The sequence below is a fragment of the Streptomyces qaidamensis genome, assembly GCF_001611795.1.
Lineage (GTDB): Bacteria > Actinomycetota > Actinomycetes > Streptomycetales > Streptomycetaceae > Streptomyces > Streptomyces qaidamensis.
In genome coordinates, this window is record NZ_CP015098.1 from 693,633 (window position 1) to 714,948 (window position 21,316).

General features: G+C 70.5%; 20 protein-coding genes. 11 read left to right on the plus strand and 9 right to left on the minus strand.

The genetic code is table 11. The features are described 5' to 3' along the window. Positions 1 to 69: 69 nt before the first annotated feature. Entirely contained in the window at positions 70 to 2,469 is a 2,400-nt protein-coding gene (locus A4E84_RS03050) for a glycoside hydrolase family 65 protein (protein WP_062925056.1), read from the minus strand. Positions 2,470 to 2,526: 57 nt separating this feature from the next. Beyond that, complete coding sequence (locus A4E84_RS03055; protein ID WP_062931257.1) at positions 2,527 to 3,402, minus strand: universal stress protein; 876 nt, start codon at positions 3,400 to 3,402, stop codon at positions 2,527 to 2,529. Positions 3,403 to 3,665: 263 nt separating this feature from the next. Between A4E84_RS03055 and A4E84_RS03060 the strand changes: the two genes are divergently transcribed. Together A4E84_RS03060 and A4E84_RS03065 are read left to right on the plus strand one after the other, a co-directional pair. Beyond that, entirely contained in the window at positions 3,666 to 4,121 is a 456-nt protein-coding gene (locus A4E84_RS03060) for a Crp/Fnr family transcriptional regulator (protein ID WP_062931258.1), read from the plus strand. 24 nt (positions 4,122 to 4,145) lie between these two features. Continuing rightward, positions 4,146 to 4,823: a CBS domain-containing protein gene (locus A4E84_RS03065; protein WP_062925057.1), complete on the plus strand. Its 678-nt coding sequence runs from the start codon at positions 4,146 to 4,148 to the stop codon at positions 4,821 to 4,823. Between the two features lie 52 nt (positions 4,824 to 4,875). On the opposite strand, the gene A4E84_RS03070 is transcribed toward A4E84_RS03065, so the two are convergent. Continuing rightward, positions 4,876 to 5,829, minus strand: coding sequence for an Acg family FMN-binding oxidoreductase (locus A4E84_RS03070; protein WP_062931259.1), 954 nt, complete (start codon positions 5,827 to 5,829; stop codon positions 4,876 to 4,878). A gap of 96 nt (positions 5,830 to 5,925) precedes the next feature. Next, positions 5,926 to 6,852 carry a pyridoxamine 5'-phosphate oxidase family protein gene (locus tag A4E84_RS03075; protein ID WP_062925058.1) on the minus strand — a complete coding sequence of 309 codons (927 nt, stop codon included), beginning with the start codon at positions 6,850 to 6,852 and terminating at the stop codon, positions 5,926 to 5,928. 133 nt (positions 6,853 to 6,985) lie between these two features. Here A4E84_RS03075 and A4E84_RS03080 point away from each other — a divergent pair, with 133 nt between their 5' ends. Next, positions 6,986 to 7,660 carry a CBS domain-containing protein gene (locus A4E84_RS03080; RefSeq protein WP_062931260.1) on the plus strand — a complete coding sequence of 225 codons (675 nt, stop codon included), beginning with the start codon at positions 6,986 to 6,988 and terminating at the stop codon, positions 7,658 to 7,660. 102 nt (positions 7,661 to 7,762) lie between these two features. Here the strand turns inward: A4E84_RS03080 and A4E84_RS03085 are convergent, their stop codons facing one another. From A4E84_RS03085 to A4E84_RS03105, 5 genes are all read right to left on the minus strand, one after another. Continuing rightward, complete coding sequence (locus A4E84_RS03085) at positions 7,763 to 8,221, minus strand: Hsp20/alpha crystallin family protein (protein ID WP_062925059.1); 459 nt, start codon at positions 8,219 to 8,221, stop codon at positions 7,763 to 7,765. A gap of 34 nt (positions 8,222 to 8,255) precedes the next feature. Beyond that, on the minus strand, positions 8,256 to 8,543 hold the full coding sequence (locus tag A4E84_RS03090) for a DUF1876 domain-containing protein (protein WP_062925060.1): 288 nt from the start codon (positions 8,541 to 8,543) through the stop codon (positions 8,256 to 8,258). Between the two features lie 34 nt (positions 8,544 to 8,577). After that, the gene (locus A4E84_RS03095; RefSeq protein ID WP_062925061.1) at positions 8,578 to 9,930 is read right to left on the minus strand and encodes a nicotinate phosphoribosyltransferase; all 1,353 of its coding nucleotides are present in this window, start codon (positions 9,928 to 9,930) and stop codon (positions 8,578 to 8,580) included. A gap of 37 nt (positions 9,931 to 9,967) precedes the next feature. Further along, entirely contained in the window at positions 9,968 to 10,573 is a 606-nt protein-coding gene (locus A4E84_RS03100) for an Rv1733c family protein (RefSeq protein ID WP_062925062.1), read from the minus strand. Between the two features lie 163 nt (positions 10,574 to 10,736). Beyond that, positions 10,737 to 11,558 carry a universal stress protein gene (locus A4E84_RS03105; protein ID WP_062925063.1) on the minus strand — a complete coding sequence of 274 codons (822 nt, stop codon included), beginning with the start codon at positions 11,556 to 11,558 and terminating at the stop codon, positions 10,737 to 10,739. Between the two features lie 193 nt (positions 11,559 to 11,751). On the opposite strand from A4E84_RS03105, the gene A4E84_RS03110 reads away from it, so the two are divergent. The 8 genes from A4E84_RS03110 to A4E84_RS03145 all read left to right on the plus strand — a co-directional run bounded on the left by A4E84_RS03110 (position 11,752) and on the right by A4E84_RS03145 (position 21,311). Further along, a complete protein-coding gene (locus A4E84_RS03110; RefSeq protein WP_062925064.1) occupies positions 11,752 to 12,621 on the plus strand; it encodes a universal stress protein in 870 nt (289 codons plus the stop codon). A 103-nt stretch (positions 12,622 to 12,724) separates the two neighbouring features. Continuing rightward, positions 12,725 to 14,200: a bifunctional aminoglycoside phosphotransferase/ATP-binding protein gene (locus A4E84_RS03115; RefSeq protein ID WP_062931261.1), complete on the plus strand. Its 1,476-nt coding sequence runs from the start codon at positions 12,725 to 12,727 to the stop codon at positions 14,198 to 14,200. A gap of 161 nt (positions 14,201 to 14,361) precedes the next feature. Then, on the plus strand, positions 14,362 to 15,390 hold the full coding sequence (locus A4E84_RS03120; RefSeq protein ID WP_062931262.1) for an alcohol dehydrogenase catalytic domain-containing protein: 1,029 nt from the start codon (positions 14,362 to 14,364) through the stop codon (positions 15,388 to 15,390). Between the two features lie 303 nt (positions 15,391 to 15,693). Beyond that, positions 15,694 to 17,484: an acetate--CoA ligase gene (gene acsA / locus A4E84_RS03125; RefSeq protein ID WP_062925065.1), complete on the plus strand. Its 1,791-nt coding sequence runs from the start codon at positions 15,694 to 15,696 to the stop codon at positions 17,482 to 17,484. Then, a complete protein-coding gene (pdhA, locus tag A4E84_RS03130; protein WP_079128835.1) occupies positions 17,481 to 18,575 on the plus strand; it encodes a pyruvate dehydrogenase (acetyl-transferring) E1 component subunit alpha in 1,095 nt (364 codons plus the stop codon). The genes acsA and pdhA overlap by 4 nt, the downstream gene beginning before the upstream one ends. A 2-nt stretch (positions 18,576 to 18,577) precedes the next feature. After that, positions 18,578 to 19,573 carry an alpha-ketoacid dehydrogenase subunit beta gene (locus tag A4E84_RS03135; protein ID WP_062925066.1) on the plus strand — a complete coding sequence of 332 codons (996 nt, stop codon included), beginning with the start codon at positions 18,578 to 18,580 and terminating at the stop codon, positions 19,571 to 19,573. A gap of 2 nt (positions 19,574 to 19,575) precedes the next feature. Further along, entirely contained in the window at positions 19,576 to 21,063 is a 1,488-nt protein-coding gene (locus tag A4E84_RS03140) for a dihydrolipoamide acetyltransferase family protein (protein ID WP_062925067.1), read from the plus strand. Beyond that, positions 21,060 to 21,311 carry an acyl carrier protein gene (locus A4E84_RS03145; protein ID WP_062925068.1) on the plus strand — a complete coding sequence of 84 codons (252 nt, stop codon included), beginning with the start codon at positions 21,060 to 21,062 and terminating at the stop codon, positions 21,309 to 21,311. Before A4E84_RS03140 ends, A4E84_RS03145 begins: the two co-directional genes overlap by 4 nt. The last annotated feature ends 5 nt before the right edge of the window (positions 21,312 to 21,316 follow it).

Sequence of the window (21,316 nt, forward strand, 5' to 3'; positions counted from 1 at the left end):
CCCGGAGCCTATGGCCTGTGTGGTGGATCATGCGGCAGCCGCGGGGCCCGGCACGCCCATGTGCGCTGATCAACTCGTCGGCAGCTCGAGCGTGCAGGTCTCCCCGGGCGCGACGGTCACTGCCCGGTCGGCCAGCACCACGCGGATCGGCGATTCCTCCGAGTCGGGCACACCGATCTCCAGCTGCCCTCTTCGGCGCCGTACGGCGACACCCCAGTGACCGCGGTAGCGCAGCGAGAATCCGTACTCGGACAGCGCCGGGAGGGGGACCGGATCCAGCCAGAGGGCGTCCTCACGCGTCTCGAGTCCGGTCAGACCACGCTGGACCAGGTCGAGGGTCCCGGCCATGGCCCCGAGGTGGATGCCCTCGCCGGTCGTGCCGCCCTGGACGTCGGCGATGTCCGCCTCCAATGCCTCTTGGACGTACTTCCATGCCTCGGCTCGTCTTGCGCGGGCGAGGACCAGGCCGTGGACCAGCCCGCTGAGCGTGGAGCCGTGGCTGGTGCGCTGGAGGTAGTAGTCGACGGTCCTGCGCCAGACCTCGTCGTCCAGGTCGTACCCGAGACGCCGGAACAGATCCCGCAGTTCGGCGGGCGAGAAGAGGTAGCCGAGCATGAGGACGTCGGCCTGCTTGGACGCCTTGTAGCGGGTGACCGTGTCGCCCTCGGCCTCCAGGATCCGGTCCAGTCGCCGGATACCGTCGTAGCGCGCCCGGTAGGCGTCCCAGTCCAGCTCGGCGAGGTCGTCGTAGCCCTCGAACTGGCTGATGACGCCTTGGTGGAAGGGCACCCGCAACCGTCGGGAGACCTCCTCCCACTTGGGGAGTTCGTCGCCGCCCAGCCGGACGCGTTCGAACAGTTCCTCGCGGCGCCAGGCGGGAAGGCGCCGCACGAGGTCCAGGGCACGGGTGAGGACCCAGGCGGCGGTGACATTGGTGTACGTGTTGTCGTCCAGCCCCGGCGTCGTGGCACCCGGGTAGCCGTCGTGGTATTCGTCGGGGCCGACGACGCCGCGAATGCGGTAGCGGCCCGCGCCGTCGTCGAAGTCGGCGAGGTCCGCCCAGAAGCGGGCGATCTGCAGCAGCATCTCCGCGCCCTTGATATGCAGGTACTCCGTGTCGCCGGTGGCCTCGCAGTACTGCCACACGTTGTAAGCGACTGCCGAGCCCACGTGGTGCTGAAGCCGGGAGTGGTCGGGCAGCCAGCGCCCCGAGCGCGGGTTGAGATGCCACACCTGAGTCTCTTCGCGGCCGTCGCTGCCGCTCTGCCACGGGTACATCGCCCCGGCCCGGCCGATGGCGGCGGCCGCCCGGCACGCTCGCGGGAGGCGTCGGTAGCGGTAGTTCAGCAGCGCCCGGGAGACCTCCGGGAAGTGCAGGTTGAGATACGGCAGCACGAACAGTTCGTCCCAGAACACATGGCCCCGGTACGCCTCACCGTGCAGGCCCCGGGCCGGCACTCCCACGTCCAGGTCCGCGGTGTGCGGCGAGAGCGTCTGCAGGACGTGGAAGAGATGGAGGCGCAGGACGCCGCCGGCCCGGCCGGGCACCTGGATGTCCGCGCGCCGCCACAACCGCTCCCACGCGGCGACGTGGGAGTCCAGCAGGGCCGAGAAGCCCGCTGCCGTGGACACCCGGTCGAGTGCTGCCTCGAGCGGGTCGCTGATCGCCGTGTCGCGGGAGGTGAACAGCGCCACTGTCTTCTCCACGTCGACGGGTCGGCCCGGAGCGATCGGGACCACCAAGCGGTGGACGGCACGGCGCCGGGCGGGACGCAGCTCCGAAGAGGCCGCGGATCGGCCGACGACGACCGTCCGGGCGGCCATGGCGATACCGATGCCCGAGGTGCTGGTGCGGCAGCTCAGCCAGACCGTGTCGGACTCCTGTGCCCCCGTCCGCACATGGGTCAGGTGGCTCGCGTTGAGGGCGCGGTAGCGGTGCACATTGCCGTTGATCACGTCACCGTCGAGGCAGGACCGGATCTCGATCTCCCCCGACCAGTCCTCGGGCGTGAAGACCGTCCGCAGGGCCGCCAGGTGAGGGTCCCCCATGTGCACCAGGCGGGTCTGCCGGACGCCGAGCACGCCCACATCGTCGTCCCGGAAACGAAGGGTGCGGGTGAGCGTGGCCCAGCGCAGGTCCAGGACATGCCGGTAGTCCAGTAGTGCGCTCGTGTCCGGGGAGAACCACGGGCACCACGCTCCCCCGGCTCGGCGTACACGGAACCGCAGAAGCAGCCAGTTCGGAAGGTTGACCAGGTCCTCGTTCACCACGTGCCGTCCCGCTACGGGCGACTCCAGGCGGTTGTAGCACCCGGCGGCGTAGGTCCCCGGGTAGTGCACCAGGCCCGCCCGGCACTCGGGCGCCGCGCCACGCGTGGCGAAGTAGCCGTTGCCCAGCGTGCAGAGTGATTCGCGCAGCCGCTCGGCCGTGGGATCGTAGCCCTCGTACTCCCATGTCCAGTCCGACATCCGCGCCCTGCCCTTCTCGCTCGACGAGATGTGCGGGAGCGTGAGCCGCGCGCCGGATCAGGCCCGCTGCGGGACGACGGCCACCGGGCACTCGGCGTGATGCAGCAGGGTGTGGGCGACCCTGCCGAGCTGCAGACCGAAGTGACCGTGCCGCCTCAATGCGCCCACGACCACCAGATCGGTCTCGGTCGAGGCATCCAGGAGGACCTTGTGTGCGGGGCCTTCGACCGCTCGGCGATGCACATCGACCTGCGGATGGTCCCGTACGGCGTCGCGCAGTGCGTCGGTGAGGAGCGCGGAGGCCCGTTCCTCGTGGGCACCGGCGGCGTCGTCCGCGATGAGGGGATGGTCCACGTGCTCATGGGCGGGGCGGCGCCAGGCCCGTACCGCGTGCAGGGCGCTGCCGCGCGCCTCGGCCTCGCGGAAGGCGAACCGCACAGCGGCCGAGCCCTCCATCGAATCGCCGACGCCGACCATGACCTTGCCGAAGGTGCCCTGCTGGTTTCGCTCCCCGCCGCGGACCACGAAGACCGGGCACACCGCACGGGCGGCCACCGCGAGGCTGACGGACCCCAGCAGCAACCCGGCGACCTCGCCGCGACCGCGGGAACCAACGACCAGGGCGAAGGATTCATGAGCCGCGTGCAGGAGCGCGGACACGGCGTCGTCGGGCAGCACGTCACTCGACACCTTCACCTGCGGGTTGCGCAGTTGGGCGCGTTCCGCGCAGGACGCCGCGATGTGCTCGGCCAGAACCTCTTCGGCCGGACGGTCGGTGCTGAAGGAGGGGAGGCGTCCCTCGTACCGCTCCCACAAAGAGGCGTGGACGATCCGCAGAGACAGCCCGAGACGTGCCGCCTCGTCCACCGCCCAGTCCACGGCGTGCAGGCTGGAGTCCGATCCGTCGACACCCACGACCAGCGGGAGTTCCATGGTCACCATCACCTTCCTGCCCCGGGCGCTGCGGGAAGTCCCTGTCAATACCGTCGCACCGCCCTGGGCCCGTCGCGACACGTGGACCGACCCTTGGCAGGGGCAGCCACGCCCAGGTTGCACTGCGCCGATTTGCGACGATCGTGGAGTCAGGTGGCCGAGAGAAGGAACGGGTGCCGCTCCTGCCATCTCAGCCACGGCCGTCTCGTCGGCCGGACAGGGCCCGCTCCGCGCCGAGGTCACGGTGAAGGGAGACGATCGTGGTGGTGAGGACCGGCGCTTTCGGCGCCCTGACCAAGAAGCATCAGGAGCAGCTCATGCCGCTGGCTCGTGAAGTGTCGTTCGCGATCGACGAGCGCATCTTCAACGAGGGCGCCAAAGCCGACCGCTTCTGGATCATCCACACGGGCACCGTCGCTCTCGACGTCCATGTTCCCGGCCGCCGCGCGGCGGTCATCGAGACCCTCGGTGCCGGGGAACTGCTGGGCTGGTCCTGGCTGGTCCCTCCCCATCACTGGCACTTGGGGGCCCAGGCCACCAGCCCGGTACGCGCCTACGAGTTCGACGCGGCCGCGGTCAGTGAGCTGTGCGGGAAGGACCCGGAACTGAGACAGGAACTGTTGGCCTATGTCGCCGCAGTGATCGCGGGGCGGCTCAGGTCCGCGCGGGTTCGGCTGCTCGACCTGTACGCGCCCTACGGCGCGGGCGAGGTGCCCTGACGAGGCGAGACGAGGTGGTTCGCGGTGTCCGAGACCCCGCACATCGTCAGCGATGTGATGACCCAGACGGTCGTGGCCGTGGGACGCGACGCGCCCTTCAAGGAGATCGTCCGGACCATGGAGCAGTGGAAGGTCAGTGCCATGCCGGTCCTGGAGGGTGAAGGGCGCGTCATCGGCGTCGTGTCCGAGGCCGACCTGCTGCCCAAGGAGGAGTTCCGCGACAGCGACCCGAACCTCTTCGAGCAGCGCCGGCGCCTGTCCGACTTCGCCAAGGCCGGGGGCGTGACGGCGGAAGAGCTCATGAGCACCCCCGCGATCACGGTCCACCCCGACGCCACCTTGGCACAGGCGGCCAGGATCATGGCCGTCCGGCACGTCAAGCGACTGCCCGTGGTCGACGACATCGGCATGCTCCAAGGCATCGTCAGCCGTGCCGATCTGTTGAAGGTCTTCCTGCGGTCGGACGAGGACATCGAGGAGGAGGTCCGCCGCACCGTGGTGTCCTACCTCTTCCCGGCCTTCAGCCACGCCATCCACGTGAACGTACACGAGGGAGTCGTCACCCTCCGCGGACACATCCACGACACCTCGCTCATCTCGGTCGCCGTGCGCCTCGTGCGCGCCGTGGAGGGCGTCGTGGACGTCGAGCCGCAGCTCACCGGGCAGTCAGCCGGTCCGGACAGGCCGGAGGAAGGTCCGTGACCCGTGTACCGGGCGGCGCCCGGCACCGACGGGCTGCGGTCCCTCGGGCAGGTCAGGGCCGGATGTCGAGTACCTCCGCCACTGGTCGGCGCGGCGTGCGGGGGCCTTTGGGGCCGTATCCCAGGCGCAGCAGCATCTGCATGTAACCCGTCCCGGTGACCGGATCACGCAGCGGCCAGCGCAGGTCCGTCCATTCGAGGGGCTGGGTGGCGAAGGAGCTGGACAGGCCCTCCAGGGTGGCCAGCAGCAGGACGCGTTCCATGGCCTGGCCGGCTCGCAGCCAGTCCTCCGGACGGTCGTGGCTCGTGCTGACCAGGGCTACCTGAGGGCTCTCTTCGAAGTCTGCGGCGTCCCGTCCCGCCACCTGCCGCGGGCCCGCGAAGTCCCGCATGGGAGCTTGGCCCCCGCGCTTGCGCGGCCCGAAGGCGTATTCCGGGACTCCGTCGTCGGTCATGTTCGCCGACGGAGCGTCGATACGGGTCCATTCGGCCAGGTCCTGGTCGCTGCCGCGGTCGGTGAGGTTGCGCGCCTCGGCTTCTCGGACCATCTCCAGCACCTCCTGCAGATGCCATGAGGTGGGGAACGTCAGCTCGGCTCCCTCACGCCGGGCGGCCTCGCTGAGCGCCTCCCGCACGGCATCGGGAATCTCCGTCTCGTCGAACGGGAAGCGGCTGCTGTGCCGTTCGTGGATCGCCGGATACAGCGCGCCGAGGTCGTTCTCCCCGATTCCGGGTGCGGTCAGCCGCACGCTCGCGAGGAGCGCCGGATCGGACGGGTCGTGCAGCAGCCGGGTCTCCGGATGCCAGCCCTCGTGGGCCACGGCGACCCGCAGGTTCAGCAGGGCGGCGCCGCAGCCGATGTGAAGGCCGCGGGTACGGGGGTCGGAGCGGGGCATGGCACGCTCGAAGTCGGCGCGCATCTCGAACGTGCGGCTGCGCCGGACGTAGCGGAAGCGCCAGGGCTGTGCGTTGTGCATCGACGGGGCGGCGGCAGCGTCGTGGACCATGTCCGTCAGGCGCTCCTCGGACGGTTCTTGTCCGCTCACCGGAGTCTCCTCTCGCGGATCGGCAGCAGGCCAGGAGGGGGCCGGTCCTGCGGTGGCTCACTCGTCGGCAGGGGTGATGCGCCGGCCCGTGAGGCTCGCGGGCCGGATCGACACCCACATCTCGCGTTCACCGCCTGCCCAGGGCGTGGTGTGGGCGCGCCGGGTGAGCCCGTGCACGGCGTCGGGCTCCGTGACGACGTGCGCCGGGCCGACTGCCAGCACACTCCAGCCTTGACTCATGGCCTCGTCCACATGGTCCACTTCGAAGGCGACTTCCTTCCCCACGGCCGCTGCCGGCGCCGAGCCGGGCGCCGTCCGGAAAACGATGGCGTCGTCTACGACCTCGTAGTTGACGGGGACCACCGCCGGGCGCCCGTCGGACGCCGGGACCGCGATGCGCCCCACACCGTGCGTGGACAGCAGAGTGCGGCACTCCTGCGGGCTGAGATCCCTCAGCTGAGGGTGCAGGAGCGCCTGGCCTTGGCCGGGAGGCAGATCGATGCCGCCCCCACGCAGGGCAGCGACGGTGGTGCCCAGCGCGTCGGCCAGCCTGATGAGAGTGCCCAGACTCGGGTCGGCGGGCTGATCCTCCAGGTACGCCAGGTAGTCGGGCGACATGCGGGCGCGGCGGGCCGTCTCTCTCAGGCTGAGCCCACTCCTGTGGCGGTCCGCGGCCACGCGCCGGCCGATGTCGCCAGGGTTGGGAGTCCCGGTCGGCGGGGCTGCCGCGGAGACGGGCCCCGGCTCGGCCGTGTCCGGCTGGGAGGCCCCCTGGGGAGTCCCGGGCCGCTGTCCGTGCTCGACGTGGCGGAGGTGCGCGTCGGGGCCGGGGAACACGAGCGTCACTTCATTCGTGTCCGACCAGCGCACGTCGTAGGGAGGTGTTCCGTCCTCGTGGTGGAGTCCGACGATCTCGCCGTCGCGCCTGGTGGCGCCGGTCGCCGGGCTTTCGATGACGAGTTGGTCGCCGAGGTGAGCTCGCATGATCGCCGCCCTCTCCTCAGAATGGTGTTGTAACCAACGTGCCACGCGCGACAGACCACCGCATGGGCCGACCGGTCCCCATCCGCAGGGTGGGCCGGGATGACTGACTGTCACGTACCGGATGGGAGCCGACATGCGTCACCGAACGGTCGCGGAACTCATGACCCGGGACGTCGTCCGAGCGCGGCGTGACACGCCGTTCAAGGAGATCGCCAGGCTGCTGGCGGAGAACGACGTCACCGCCGTACCCGTCGTGGACGATCTGGACCGTCCCGCGGGTGTGGTGTCGGAGGCCGATCTGCTGCGCAAGAGCGCCGACCGGACCGACCCCTCCGGTCGAAGCCCGGTTCCACACCTCGAGGCATGGGAGCGGGCCAAGGCGGAGGGGTCCCGCGCGGAGGAGCTGATGTCGGCTCCCGCGGTGTGCGCACGTCCGGAGTGGAGCGTGGTCGAGGCCGCCCGGCTGATGGAGGTCCATCACATCAAGCGGCTGCCCGTGGTGGACGAGACGGACCGGCTGCTGGGCATCGTCAGCCGTGGTGACCTGCTGCGGATCTTCCTGCGCCGGGACGACGCCATCCGCGACGAGATCACCGAGGACGTGCTGTGGCGCACGATGGGCCTTGCTCCTTCGGAGGTGACGGCCGAGGTGCGCGACGGACGGGTCGAACTCGGTGGCTCCGTCGAGTTCAGGAGTCTGATTCCCGTCATCGAGCGGCTGTGCGGCAGCGTCGACGGCGTGGTCTCGGTCGCCGGGCACATCGCCTACCGGAACGACGACGCCCGCCCTTCATCCGCCGGCGGCTGAGCCCCGCAGAAACGTGGTCGTGCGGAGGGCCGACGCCAGAACCGCCGGCCCTCCGGAAACAAGCGGGTACCTGCCGGGCCCGGTGGCTGGCCCGCAGTCGGCTCAGCCGGTGATCTCGACGCGGTGTGCCTTGCCCTGCTCGGTCTTCGGGACGCGCACCGTGAGGATCCCGTTGGTCAGATCCGCGCTGATGTGCTCGGTGTCGGAGTTCGGGGGCAGCGTCGTGCGGTAGTCGAACTGCCCGATGCGGCGGGTGTGCCTGCGTACCACCCCTGCGTGCTCCTTCTCCTTGATCTCTCCGTGGATGTCGAGTTCTCCCTCGTCCACCTCCACGGTGATCTGGTCCTTCTCCACTCCGGGAAGCTCGAGTTCCACCAGGTAGGCGTCCTCGGTGTCCTCGATGTCGGCCAGCGGCGCCCAGGGCTCGGCCGCGCCGAACTGGGAGGTGCCGCCACCAGGGAAGGCGGCATGCATGAGCTGGTCGACCCTGGTACGGAGGTCCTCCAGCTCACGCAGGGCTGCCGGAAGCCCACCCCTGCCGTGTCGTGCTGGATGCGTCATGAGTGATCCTCCTTGACTTGCTTGCCGCCGTCGGTCACAAGCGCCAGCCGACGGACGGACGGGTGCTGGGCCGGGACGCCCCCACGCCCTCGATGTCGCGCTCGGCGATGTCCAGCAGTTGCTGGGCGAGTTCTCGCATGGCACGGCCCGCCGCCAGTTCGTCGCCGATCTCCGGCACGTTCGTGTCCGCCGGATGACGGTGCGCGGTTCCATGGCCGGTGAGCTCCGTGGTGCCGGTGTCCAGGACCACATGTGCCTTCGTCGCTCCCTCGTCATCCTCGAAGAGGTGGAGACGAACCTTCCATTCCACCGTATGTGGCATCACTTTTCTCCTCACTGCGATCCGGATGCGGCCGTCATGGACTCGCGGGCCGTGCGTAGGAAGCCGACGTCTGTTCGTCGATGTGGCGCCGGACGCGGCGGGCGAGTGCGCTCAGGTGCTCGGAGGCCGTCGCGCGGGGCGCGACCGGGTCCCGTATCCGGCGGGCGGCCGGTGGCAGACCGGCCAGATCGGCGGCGAGTCTCTGCCGGCACGCGTCGAGCGTGGCCCTGCCGCCGGTGCGCTGCCCACCGCGCATCACCGTCTCCAGCAGCGGGCTGCCGTCGCCGGACGACTGCTCGTCGGTGAGACGGATCACGTCGGCGTATGCCGTTCGGCGGAACACCTGCTTGGGGCCGGGTGCGGTCACTTTCGCCGACGACAGCTTCATCACCGGGCGCCCGTCGTACTCCACCATCTTGTACGCGGAGTCCAGGTACGGGGCGTCGGCCGAGACCCCGACCCGGGTTCCGACGGCGTAGGTGTCGATCGGCGCTCCGGAGCGGACCAGGTCGTCCACGGCGTACTCGTCGAGCCCTCCGCTGGCGATGATCCGCACGTCGGGCAGGCCGACGCTGTCGAGGATGGAGCGTGCCCGGGCTGCCAGGGCACCGAGGTCGCCGCTGTCCAGCCGTACGGCCGAGCCGGGACCGCGGTCCAAGTCCCGCAGGACGCGCGCCGCGACGCGGACGCCCTCCTCGGTGTCGTACGTGTCCACCAGCAACGTCACGGGGCCGAGGTGGCAGCGTGCGAACGCGCGGAACGCTTCTTCCTCCGTGGCGAACGCCTCCACGTAGGAGTGGGCCATCGTGCCGACGGCGGGGATGCCGAGAGCCGTGGCCGCGGCCACGTTGCTGGTGCCGGCGAAGCCGGCCATCGCACCGAGCCGGGCGGCCTGGAAGCCGGCTTGCGGGCCGTGGGCGCGCCGCAGGGAGAAGTCCACGACCGGATGCCCGGCCGCCGCGAGCACACAACGCGCTGCCTTCGAGGCGATGGCCGTCTGGTGGCTGATCTGGTTGAGCACGTACGTTTCGACCAGTTGCGCCTGTGGAAGCGGCGCGGTCACCTCCAGCAGCGGCTCTCCCGCGAGCACGATCCGGCCCTCCGGTACGGCCCGCACGTCACCCGTGAACTCCAGGCCGAGCAGGGGCTGAAGATCCCGCGGGGGCCGGTGCAGCGCGGAAGCGAAAGCGTCGACGTCCTCGGGCCCCACTCGGAGGCCGGACAGGTAGTCCAGGGCCGACTCCAGTCCTGCGGCGACCAGGAAGCCCCGCTCAGGAGGAAGGTCGCGGACGAAGAGGCTGAAGGTGGCAGGGCCGGTCATCCCCTCCCGCAGGTAGGACATGGCCATCGTCACCTCGTACAGATCGGTGGTCGTCGCTTCGGACATCGACGTCGCCTCCTCGTGCACGTCCGGTCTCTGCCCGTCACCTGCGGAAGCGCCCGGACCATACGGGCTCCACCAGGTCCCACTCCGCGTCCCACTGCGCGTGCCTTCTCCGGTCCAGCACGCGGCGTGTGCCTGCACGCGCCGCGAAGAACCCGCCGACCACTCCGACCGCGGCCATGCCGCCCACGAACCAGCCGTTGGTTGTCGCGGTGAGCGTGGTCATCGGCGGGCTGGTGATGATTCCCTCCCGGTCCAGCCACACCGGCACGGTGGCCCCCGCGGGCGTTCCCGACTTCACGAGGGTCGTCCCCGTCCGGACCGTGCCGTTGTCGTCGGTCCAGCGGACCTGCGCCTGTTGCTTCCCGTCCGCGGTGGAGCCCTTGACACTCGACGTCAGCCGGGCGGTGACCTCCTGCCGTTCGGCCGACTGGGCTTGCACCGCGCGCATCGACGACTCATACGCTGTCAGCCCCGCGCTGAGCGCTGCCACCGGTAGTCCGAGGACCAGAACGAGCATCAGGAAGCGGCGGATCCAGGTTTCGAACCTGTCGGACGGACGGAGCAAGGGGTTCGTCCCCTTGGGCGGGGATTCCCTGCGCGACGGGGATGGTCCTGACGCGTGCGGCGAACCTTGTGCACTCATGAGTAGGCCTCCAGCAGGTCGCTGGTCCCGTTTCCCACCGCTTGGTATCCACCATCGGACAACTGCGGGCTTTCGGTCACAGGGCCGAAGGTCCCTGACCGGCCGACTTCCGGCCCTGGTCGGGGACCGGCCCGCCGACCTTGTCCGTCCCTGCCGGCCGCGGTCATATCCGGGGAACGACCGCGATGGGGCACGGCGCGTGATGCAGTAGCGCGTGGTTGGTCAGGCCCAGTTGCAGCCCCAGGTGCCCCTGCCGTCTACGGGCCCCGACGACCAGCAGGTCCGCCTCCGACGCGGCTTCCAGGAGTGCCTGGCGTGGCGGTCCCTCGACCACCCGTCGACTCACCCGGGCGTCGTGGTACTGCTCCTCCGAGGCGTGCAGGGCGTCGTCGAGTACCTGTGCCGGCGAGCGGCGGTGGGCTTCCCGGGCGTACCGCGAGGGGGCCTGAGGCGTGGTGAGGGCACCCGGCTGTGCGCTCCAGGCATGTACCGCGACCAGCCGGCAGCGCCGCACCTGAGCTTCGCGGAGGGCGAACTGCACGGCCGTGCCGCTGCCCTCGCCCTCCTCGACACCTACGACCATGCTTCCGAACCGGGTATTCCGGTGCTCCGCCGCGCCGCGGACCACGACGACCGGGCAGTCCGCGCGTGCCGCCACGGCGAGGCTGACCGACCCCAGGAGCATCCCGGCGAGGTCTCCGAGCCCCCGGGAGCCGAGCACCAGAGCAAAGGCGTTGCGTCCCTTGTCGACCAGGGCGGAGGCCGCGTCGTCGTTCAGTACCTCGCTCGACAGCCGCACCGTGGGCGCCCCCTTGACGGCACGTTCCGAGGCGTGACCGATGACGTCGGGCACCTCGTGATCCCGCGGCGCCGCGTGCAGGAGGTGGAGTGGCACTCCGTGCCGGACCGCCTCGTCGGCGGCCCAGTCCACCGCCTCCAGGCTCGCCTCGGACCCGTCGACGCCGACCACCAGGGGAATCGTCATCGCCCCTGCCTCCTCTCCGGCCGGCCCGCCTCCGGCCCCCTCCCTTGCGGGTGCACATGCGCCGCGGAAGGGATTGGGGTACTCCTCGAATGAGGAACGCGCCACGCTCGGCATGTCGGCAACATGCGAACAGTCCGGCAATCAGAATCGTCAGCCGTCATTTCCAGCCTGCTATGAGACGGAGGCCGGTGCCATGCAACCAGTCCTCACCGTGGGCCTCGACGGTTCACCCGAGAGCCTTGCGGCCGCCCGCTGGGCGGCCGACGAGGCCGAGAAGCGCAAGCTCACCCTGCGCCTGCTGCACGCGTGGCCGCTGCTGGCGCCGGAACCGGCCCGCGTCCCCTCCGAAGTCGATCAGAACTACTGGGCAAAGCGTCTCGTCCACACCGCACAGGCGGAGCTTCAGGCGCGCCATCCGGGCCTGTCCGTCATCGGGAGCCTGGTCGCCGAAGACGCCGAGAACGCTCTGGTGCAAGCGGCCTCGGAGTCCGAGGCACTCGTGCTCGGTTCACGAGGGCTGGAGTCTGTCGCAAGTTACTTCCTGGGCGACATCAGCATGCCGGTCGTCGCACGGGCCCAGCGGCCAGTGGTGCTGGTCCGCGCCGACACCGGGGAGGAGGGACCGGTCCCGGCACCCGGGAGCCGCGTGGTCGTGGCAATGAAGTTGCGCGATTCATCGGAAAGTCTGCTCGACTTCGCCTTCCACACGGCTGCGGCCAGGGGCGTGTCTCTTCTGGCCGTCCACGGCCGAAGCGTGCCACTCCATGCCCGCGTGCCCTGGGGTGTCGACCACGACGTCACCGAGGAGATGAAGCGGGACGCGCAGAAGCACCTGAACAAGGCGCTCCGCCCCTGGCGTGAGAAGTATCCGCAGGTGGACGTGGCCGACAGCATCCGTTTGGCAAGCCCGGCCAAAGCCGTCGTACAGGCCGCCGAGGGCGCCACGCTGCTGGTCGTCGGCCGACGCGCACACCGTCCGGGTCTGGCGCCCCACCTGGGTCCCGTCGCCCAGGCCGCCATCCACCATGGACGGTGCCCCGTCGCCGTCGTCCCTCATGACTGAACCCGGCCGCAGTGAGACATCGGTCCGGTCGCTCTCGCCGGACGACGCGTCAGTGCCCCGCTCCGCTGCCCGGCACCACGGCGAGCCGCCGGCGCGCGCGGAGGTGTGCGAGACGCACACGTCCGTCGTGTTCTTCGTCGGCGACCACGCCTACAAGCTCAAGAAGCCGGTGGATCTGGGATTTCTTGACTACACCGCGCTGGCGTCCCGCCGAGCCGCGTGCGAACGCGAAGTCACTCTCAACCGCCGCTTCGCCCCCGACGTCTACCTGGGTCTGGGCGAGATCCGCAGCCCCGACGCGGAAGCGTCCGAACCGCTCGTGGTGATGCGCCGCATGCCCTCGGATCGCCGCCTGTCCCGACTGGTGCGGGAAAGGGCCGCCGTGGACGACATCCTGCGGGGCGTCGCCCGGCAGGTAGCGACGTGGCACGCGGAGGCCCCCCGCGGCCGGGACGTCGACGCACAGGGCACGCGGGATGCGCTGTCGTCCCGCTGGGAGGCCAGTTTCGAGCAGGTTCGCGCGCTGGCTGCCGACGGCTTGGTGCCCGAGGGCGTTGCGGAGGTGGAGCGGCTTGTGCGCCGTTATCTCGCCGGGCGCGAGCGTTTGTTCGCCTCACGTATCGAGCAGGGGCGGGTGGTCGACGGTCACGGTGATCTGCTCGCCGAAGACATCTTCAGCCTCGACGACGGTCCTCGCGTCCTGGACTGCCTGGAATTCGACGACCATCTGCGCTATGTCGACGGTCTCGACGACGCCGCCTTCCTCGCCATGGACCTGGAACAGCTCGGCGCCCCGGAGGCCGCCGCGTACTTCCTCGCCCGGTACAGCGAGTACTCCGGCGACCCCGCACCCCCTTCCCTGTGGCACCACTACGTCGCCTACCGCGCGTTCGTCCGCGCCAAGGTCTCCCTGATCCAGGCACGCCAGGGCGCGCCGGACGCGGAGACGGCGTCACGACGGCTGCTCTCGACGACGCTGCGCCATCTGCGCACCTCCGCCGTGGGCCTGACGCTCGTCGGCGGGCTGCCGGGCAGCGGGAAATCCACCCTCGCCGGGGCTCTGGCCGACCGGCTGGGGGTCACGCTGCTCAGCAGCGACCGCCTCCGCAAGGAGCTGGCGGGCATCCCCGCCGAGCAGCGCGCGGCCGCCGACTACGGCGAGGGCCTTTACACCCCCGAGTGGACGGCCAGAACCTACGCCACCCTGCTCGACCGTGCGTCCGCCCTGCTGTCCTCCGGCGAGTCCGTGGTGCTGGATGCCACCTGGCACGACGCGGCACAGCGCGAAGCGGCACTCCAACTGGCCGAACACACCAGCGCTGACCTGGTGGCCCTGCACTGCCACGTGCCGGGCGACGTGACAGCCGCCCGCCTGACCACGCGCGCCTCCGGAATCTCCGACGCCGGCCTCGGCATCGCCGCCGCCATGGCGGCCAGGGAACCGCCATGGCCGGAGGCGGTCGCGGTCGATACCAGCGGCCCGTTGGAGTCCGCGGTCGCCCGGGCGCTGACAGCCGTACGCCCGTGGGGCTCCGGCCAGGCCCCGGTCTTCCGCCGCCCCTACATGGAGCCGGACTGAATGAGCGGGTTGCCCCGTGTCCATCCATGCGGTCATGAACGCCGGCCGGACAACGAGACGACGGAGCCCGCCGTGTCGGCGGTCCAACGGGCTGATGACTCCGGTTGCCCGCACATCCCACGGGAGTGACCGTGGAGTGGGGGAGCTAGGGAGTGAGTATCGTGCGAGCGCTCGTCTACCACGGCCCCGGACAGATCTCCTGGGACCCCGTCCCGGACCCCGCGATCGAGGAGCCGACCGACGCGATCGTGCGCGTTGACGCCGCCACCGTCTGCGGCAGTGACCTGCGCATCCTGCGAGGCGATCTCCCCGAGGTGAAGCCGGGGACGGTCCTCGGGCACGAGGCCGTCGGCGAGGTTCTGGAGGTCGGACGCGACGTTCACCACGTGCGTCCCGGGGACCATGTGATCATGTCGGCCGTCTCGGCCTGCGGCCGCTGCCGGGAATGCCGTGACACCAAGCTCGGGCAGTGCAGCGGGGGCGGCGGATGGATCCTGGGCAATCTGATCAACGGGACCCAGGCCGAGCTGGTGCGGATTCCCTTCGCCGACCACTCCACCCACCGGCGGCCGTGGAAGGTCCCGCTGAACGAAGCGGTCCTGCTCGCAGAACTCCTCCCCACGGCCTACGAGGTCGGGGTGCGGAACGGCCACGTGAGCCCGGGTGACACCGTGGTCGTGGTCGGGGCGGGTCCCGTCGGTCTCGCCTCGGTGGTCATCGCGCGGCTGTACTCGCCCCGGCGGATCATCGTGGTGGACCTGTCCGCCGAGCGGCTCGAAGCCGCCGCCGGTGTGGGGGCCGATGCCGCCGAAGTGCCCGGCAAGATGATCGCCGAGCTGTCCGAGGGACCGGGTGCCGACGTGGTCATCGAGGCATCGGGCGAACCGGACGGCTTCGTTCTGGCTACCCGCGCCGTCCGTACCGGAGGGCACATCGCCAATATCGGGGTGCACGGCAAGCCGGTGACACTGCATCTCAGGTCCCTGTGGCGCAAGAACCTGACCATCAGCACCGGCCAGGTGGACACGTCCTCCACACGGTGGCTGCTGGAGCTGGTGAGGTACGGAGACCTGCCCATCTCCGGACTGGTCACCCACACCCTCCCCCTCGACCGGATGGAGGACGCCTACGAGGCGTTCGCCGGCGGCACCACCACGGGCGCTCTCAAGGTCGTAGTGCACCGCGAGTGACAGACCAGCCGACAGGGGCCGGAGCGGGCCGACCGGTCCCCAGGTCAGGGCCGTCCGGCCCTACAGCACGCCGGTGATGGGTGGTGCCATGGAATTGAGCCGAGGGCCACAAGGAGACACGGAGAAGCGGACCAGAGCCGCGCACCGTGTGATTCGGGCCCGCAAGAAGCGGGCGGCCCTCGGCTCCATGACGTCGGCCCCAGGTCGGCGCCCGCCCTTTCGGGCCGTGTCCTTCCGCCGAAGTGCAGCGCGGGCCGGGCTCGGCGACTCTGGAAAGCGGGGGCAGTGCCGGGAGGAGCACCGATGCACTGGGAAACCATTCACAAGGACGCCCCGCCGGTCGTCCCGCCCCGTCTCACCGACTACGACCGGGCTCGCTCGGCCTTCAGCTGGTCGCAGGCGCGCACCGACCTGGCCGGGCTTCCCGGGGGCGGCCTCAACATGGCGCACGAGGCGGTCGATCGACACGCGGCGTCCGATCACGGGGACAAGGCCGCGCTCCGCTGCATCGCCCGGGACGACTCCGTGTCCACCGTCACCTACGCGGAACTGGCCCACCGTACCGCCCGCTTCGCGAACGTCCTGCGCTCCCTCGGCGTCGGCCACGGGGACCGGGTGTTCACGCTGCTGGGCCGCTGTCCCGAGCTGTACACCACGGTGCTGGGCACGCTGAAGAACACCAATGTGCTGTGCCCGCTCTTCTCCGCCTTCGGCCCCGACCCGGTCGAACAGCGGCTGCGGTTGGGCGATGCGCAGGTCCTGGTGACCACCGCGGCCCTCTACCGGCGCAAGGTCGTCGAGCGCCGCGCATCGGTTCACGGACTGAAGCACATCCTGATCGTCGGGCCCGGCTCGGAGGACCTGCCCGGCACAGCATCCTTCGACGACCTGATGTCCGCCGCCCCGGACACCCTCACCACCCCGCCGACGTCCCCCGAGGACATGGCGCTGCTGCACTTCACGAGCGGAACCACCGGCACCCCCAAAGGCGCGGTCCACGTCCACGAGGCGGTGATCGCCCACTACGCCACGGCCGCGTACGCGCTCGACCTGCACCCCGAGGACGTGTACTGGTGCACCGCCGACCCCGGCTGGGTCACCGGCATGTCGTACGGCATCATCGCCCCGCTCGTCCACGGCGTGACGGTCGTCGTCGACGAGGGCGACTACGACGCCCGGCGCTGGTACCGGATCCTCGGCGAACAACGGGTCACCGTCTGGTACACCGCCCCTACGGCCCTGCGCATGCTCATGCGCGCAACCCCGCGACAGGGCCCGTACGACCTGCCGCGCTCCTACGACCTGTCGGCCCTGCGCTTCATCGCGTCCGTCGGCGAGCCCCTCAACCCGGAGGCCGTCGTGTGGGGCCGGGACGTGCTGGGTCTGCCGGTGCACGACAACTGGTGGCAGACGGAGACCGGCTGCATCATGATCGCGAACTTCGCGGCGTGCGAGATCCGGCCCGGATCGATGGGCCGTCCGTTGCCCGGCGTCGAGGCGGCCGTGCTGAAGCAGGGTGAGGACGGCCGGGCGCAAGTCGCCGACGGCAGGGTCACGGAGGTGAAAAGCCCCGGCGTCGAAGGCGAGTTGGCGCTGAGGCCGGGCTGGCCGTCGATGTTCCGCGGCTATCTGCACGACAAGGAGCGCTATGAGACCGCGTTCGCGGACGGCTGGTACCTGACCGGGGATCTGGTGCGGCGGGACGCGGACGGCTGGTACTGGTTCGTGGGGCGCGCCGACGACGTCATCAAGTCGGCCGGGCATCTGATCGGCCCGTTCGAGGTGGAGAGCGCGCTGATGGAGCACCCGTCGGTGGCCGAGGCCGGGGTGATCGGACGGCCGGACCCGGTCGCCGGGAACGTCGTCAAGGCGTTCGTGTCACTGCGGCCGAGTGTCGAGCCGACCGCGGATCTGAAGCGGGAGCTGCTGGCCTTCGGCCGCCGCAAGCTGGGTCCCGCCGTCGCTCCCAGGGAGATCGCGTTCGACCAGAACCTGCCCAAGACCCGCAGTGGGAAGGTGATGCGCCGTCTCCTGCGTGCCCGTGAACTGGGCCTGCCCACAGGCGACTTGTCGACCTTGGAGGGATCCACATGAGCGTGGCCCGCCCCACCCGAACGCGGAAGGACCCGGCGCACCCGAAAGCCGGCAAGAAGGCCGCGACGACCAAGTCGGCCCAGCGGAAAGCGAACACCGGGCCTCCGACCGGTCGAACGGGCCCGGAACACCGGACGGATCTGCTGGAGGCGATGCTGCGCATCCGGCGCTTCGAGGAGCGGTGCGTCGAGCTGTACAGCGCAGCGAAGATCCGCGGCTTCGTCCACCTCTACATCGGCGAGGAGGCCGTCGCCATCGGCGTCAACGAGGCGCTGACGCCCGAGGACGCGGTCGTCTCCACGTACCGCGAACACGGCCACGCCCTGGCCCGTGGAATCACGGCCGAGGCCGTCATGGCCGAGATGTACGGCAGGACGACGGGGTGCAGCGGCGGCCGCGGCGGATCCATGCACCTGTTCGACGCGAGCCGCCGCTTCTACGGCGGCAACGCCATCGTCGCCGGCGGACTCCCCCTGGCCGCCGGCCTCGCGCTCGCCGACCGCATACGCGAACGGGCCAATGTCACCTGCTGCTTCTTCGGCGACGGAGCCTTCGCCGAGGGCGAGTTCCACGAGACCGCGAACCTGGCGGCCCTGTGGAAGCTGCCCCTGCTGCTCGTCTGCGAGAACAACCTGTACGCCATGGGGACGGCCCTCGAACGGCACGAGGCACAGACCGACCTGGCCATGCGCGCCGCCTCCTACGGCATGGTCGCCTGGGCCGTGGACGGCATGGACGGCGAAGCCGTCGAGCAGGCCGCCCGACGGGCCGTCGAGGGCATCCGGGCCGGTACCGGACCGCACTTCCTGGAGCTGCGCACCTACCGCTTCCGCGCCCACTCGATGTACGACCCTGACCGGTATCGCCAGAAGGGAGAGATCGAGCAGTGGAAGTCCCGGGACCCGATCAGCCTGCTCATGGACCGCATGCGCGAAGACGGTGAGCTGGATGACAAGGAGCTCGCCCGGATCGAGCAGCGGGTCACCGACGAGATCGACCACGCCGTCGAAGCGGCCGAACAGGCTCCAGAGGAGCCGGTCGGGCACCTGCTCCGCCACGTCACCAGTTCCTCGGCGGAGGCGGTGAGTTGACCATGGGCGCCGACACGACGCAGCATTCGAAGACGACCTACCGCGAGGCGATGCGCGAGGCGCTCAGGGAGGCGCTGCGCTCCGACGACCGCGTCTTCCTCATGGGCGAGGACGTCGGCCGGTACGGCGGATGCTTCGGCGTCAGCCTCGGCCTGCTGGAGGAGTTCGGCCCCGAACGCGTCCGAGACACCCCCCTGTCGGAGTCCGCGTTCGTGGGCGCCGGCATCGGCGCCGCCCTGGCCGGGCTGCGGCCCATCGTCGAGATCATGACCGTCAACTTCAGCCTGCTCGCCCTCGACCAGATCCTCAACAACGCCGCCACCCTGCTGCACATGTCGGGCGGGCAGTTGCCCGTGCCGCTGGTCATCCGCATGACCACGGGCGCCGGACGGCAACTCGGCGCCCAGCACTCCCACAGCCTGGAAGGCTGGTACGCGCACATCCCCGGCATCCGCGTCCTCACCCCCGCCACCTTGGAGGACGCACGCCACATGCTTGCAGCGGCGCTCGCCGACCCCGATCCCGTACTGATCTTCGAACACGGCAGCCTGTACAACTTCTCCGGCGAACTCCTCCCGCCCAGCGAACCCGTGAACCTGGACCACGCGGCGATCCGTCGTCCCGGCACCGACATCTCCCTGGTCACCTACGGCGGTTCGCTGCCCAAGGCCCTCGCGGCGGCGGACGAGCTGGCAGCCGAGGGCATCAGCGCCGAGGTGATCGACCTGCGCACGCTCCGTCCCCTGGACGACGCGGCCATCACGGCTTCCGTGGCCCGCACCCACCGTGCGGTGGTCGTCGACGAGGCCTGGCGCACGGGAAGCTTCGCCGCCGAAGTGTCCGCCCGCATCACCGAAGAGTCGTTCTACGACCTGGACGCTCCCGTCGAGCGGGTGTGCAGCGCGGAGGTGCCCATGCCGTACGCCCGGCAACTGGAAGAGGCCGCTCTGCCACAGACCGCCGACATCGTCGCGGCCACACACCGGGCGGTGGACTGATCATGTCCGGGTTCACCATGCCGTCCCTCGGCGCGGACATGGATGAGGGCACGCTCCTGGAATGGCTGGTAGGGCCCGGTGACACCGTGCACAAGGGCGATCCGGTCGCGGTCGTCGAAACCGCGAAGTCGACGATCGAGGTGGAGTGCTTTGAAACCGGGACCATGACGGAGCTGCTCGTCGAGCCCGGTACGACGGTGCCGGTGGGGACGCCCCTCGCGCTCATCGGGCCGAAGGCGGAAAAGCCGGGGAAGCGGGAGGAACCCGGGAAGCCGGCGAAGCCCGGGAAGTCCGAGGGCCCGAGGGAAGCCGAGGAAGCCGAGGAGGCCGAGGAAGCCGAGGAGGCCGAGGAGCGACGACCGGTCCGTCACACACCCAAGAAAGGCCCGGTTTCCGAGCACCCCTCCCCACCACCCGAACCCTCCCCGGCCCCGGTGCAGTCCGCCGTTCGCCCGAGTGGCCACATCGAGGCGGGCCCCCTGGTCCGGCATCTCGCGGAGCACAGCGGCGTCGACCTGGAGACACTGCACGGCTCCGGACCAGGAGGACGTGTCACCCGGACCGATGTCGAGCATGCGACAGCCGCCCGAGCCGGCACCGAGGCACCGCGGGTGCGGGCCACCCCCCGCGCCCGGCGCCTCGCCGCCGAACTGGGCGTGGATCTGGCCACGGTGACGGGAACGGGCAGGGGGTCGGCCGTCCGTGCAGCGGACGTACGTCAGGCAGCCCCCGGCCCTTCGGCCCCAGCCCCATCCCCGCCCGTGAGCGCCGCGCCGCTCCGTCCTTCCGCTGTACGCCCTTCTGTGGCACGCCCGTCCGGAAACCGGACGGTGGCCATGCGGCAGGCGATCGCCGGTCTGATGACCCGCGCCAACCGGGACATCCCCCACTACTACCTCTCCACCACCGTGGACATGGCCGCCGCGATGGCCTGGCTGCACGAGCACAACCGACGCAGCCCGGTCGGTGAACGGCTGCTCCCCTCGGCCCTGTTGCTCAAGGCGGCGGCCTTGGCGGCCACTGAGGTCCCGGAGTTCAACGGCTTCTGGACCGACGACCACTTCACGGCAGGCGAGGGCGTGCACCTCGGCGTGGCCGTGTCCCTGCGCGGCGGAGGGCTCGTGGCCCCTGCGCTGCACCACGCCGACACCCTGGCGCTCCCGCAGCTGATGAGTGCTCTGAAGGACCTCGTCACCCGGGCCCGTACCGGCAGGCTGCGCGGTTCCGAGGTGTCCGACGCCACCATCACGGTCACCAACCTCGGCGATCAGGGCGTGGAGGCCGTCTTCGGTGTGATCTACCCGCCGCAGGTGGCCCTGGTCGGCTTCGGACGGCTGGTCGACCGGCCGTGCGCCGTCGACGGCCTGCTGGGTGTGCGCCCCGTGGTCACGGTGACCCTCTCGGCCGACCACCGGGCGACAGACGGTGCGGTCGGTGCCCGCTACCTCACGGCGGTCACCCGCCTCCTGCAGAACCCGGAGCAGCTATGAACATGAACCGGGCCGATGCACTGGACATGGTCAGGGAATCGATCTCCTCCGTCATCCCGGAGGCCGACGTCACCGCTCTTCGGCCCGACGACGCGTTCCGCGACGTTCTCGAGATGGACTCGCTGGACTTCCTGAGTTTCGTCGAGGTCCTCAGCGAACGGTCCGGTGTCCGCATCGACGACGAGGACACGACCCGGCTCACCACCCTGGCCGACAGCGCCGACTTCCTCGTCGCCCACACCCGGTGACGTGA

Bases quoted from the DNA above. Each gene is read 5' to 3' on its own strand.
- A4E84_RS03075 (WP_062925058.1), bottom strand. From the start codon at position 6,852: ATGCGAGCTCACCTCGGCGACCAACTCGTCATCGAAAGCCCGGCGACC.
- A4E84_RS03135 (WP_062925066.1), top strand. From the start codon at position 18,578: ATGGGCGCCGACACGACGCAGCATTCGAAGACGACCTACCGCGAGGCG.
- A4E84_RS03085 (WP_062925059.1), bottom strand. From the start codon at position 8,221: ATGACGCATCCAGCACGACACGGCAGGGGTGGGCTTCCGGCAGCCCTG.
- A4E84_RS03090 (WP_062925060.1), bottom strand. From the start codon at position 8,543: ATGCCACATACGGTGGAATGGAAGGTTCGTCTCCACCTCTTCGAGGAT.
- A4E84_RS03080 (WP_062931260.1), top strand. From the start codon at position 6,986: ATGCGTCACCGAACGGTCGCGGAACTCATGACCCGGGACGTCGTCCGA.
- A4E84_RS03145 (WP_062925068.1), top strand. From the start codon at position 21,060: ATGAACATGAACCGGGCCGATGCACTGGACATGGTCAGGGAATCGATC.
- acsA (WP_062925065.1), top strand. From the start codon at position 15,694: ATGCACTGGGAAACCATTCACAAGGACGCCCCGCCGGTCGTCCCGCCC.
- A4E84_RS03100 (WP_062925062.1), bottom strand. From the start codon at position 10,573: ATGAGTGCACAAGGTTCGCCGCACGCGTCAGGACCATCCCCGTCGCGC.
- A4E84_RS03105 (WP_062925063.1), bottom strand. From the start codon at position 11,558: ATGACGATTCCCCTGGTGGTCGGCGTCGACGGGTCCGAGGCGAGCCTG.
- A4E84_RS03050 (WP_062925056.1), bottom strand. From the start codon at position 2,469: ATGTCGGACTGGACATGGGAGTACGAGGGCTACGATCCCACGGCCGAG.
- pdhA (WP_079128835.1), top strand. From the start codon at position 17,481: ATGAGCGTGGCCCGCCCCACCCGAACGCGGAAGGACCCGGCGCACCCG.
- A4E84_RS03140 (WP_062925067.1), top strand. From the start codon at position 19,576: ATGTCCGGGTTCACCATGCCGTCCCTCGGCGCGGACATGGATGAGGGC.
- A4E84_RS03070 (WP_062931259.1), bottom strand. From the start codon at position 5,829: ATGGTCCACGACGCTGCCGCCGCCCCGTCGATGCACAACGCACAGCCC.
- A4E84_RS03110 (WP_062925064.1), top strand. From the start codon at position 11,752: ATGCAACCAGTCCTCACCGTGGGCCTCGACGGTTCACCCGAGAGCCTT.
- A4E84_RS03055 (WP_062931257.1), bottom strand. From the start codon at position 3,402: ATGGAACTCCCGCTGGTCGTGGGTGTCGACGGATCGGACTCCAGCCTG.
- A4E84_RS03095 (WP_062925061.1), bottom strand. From the start codon at position 9,930: ATGTCCGAAGCGACGACCACCGATCTGTACGAGGTGACGATGGCCATG.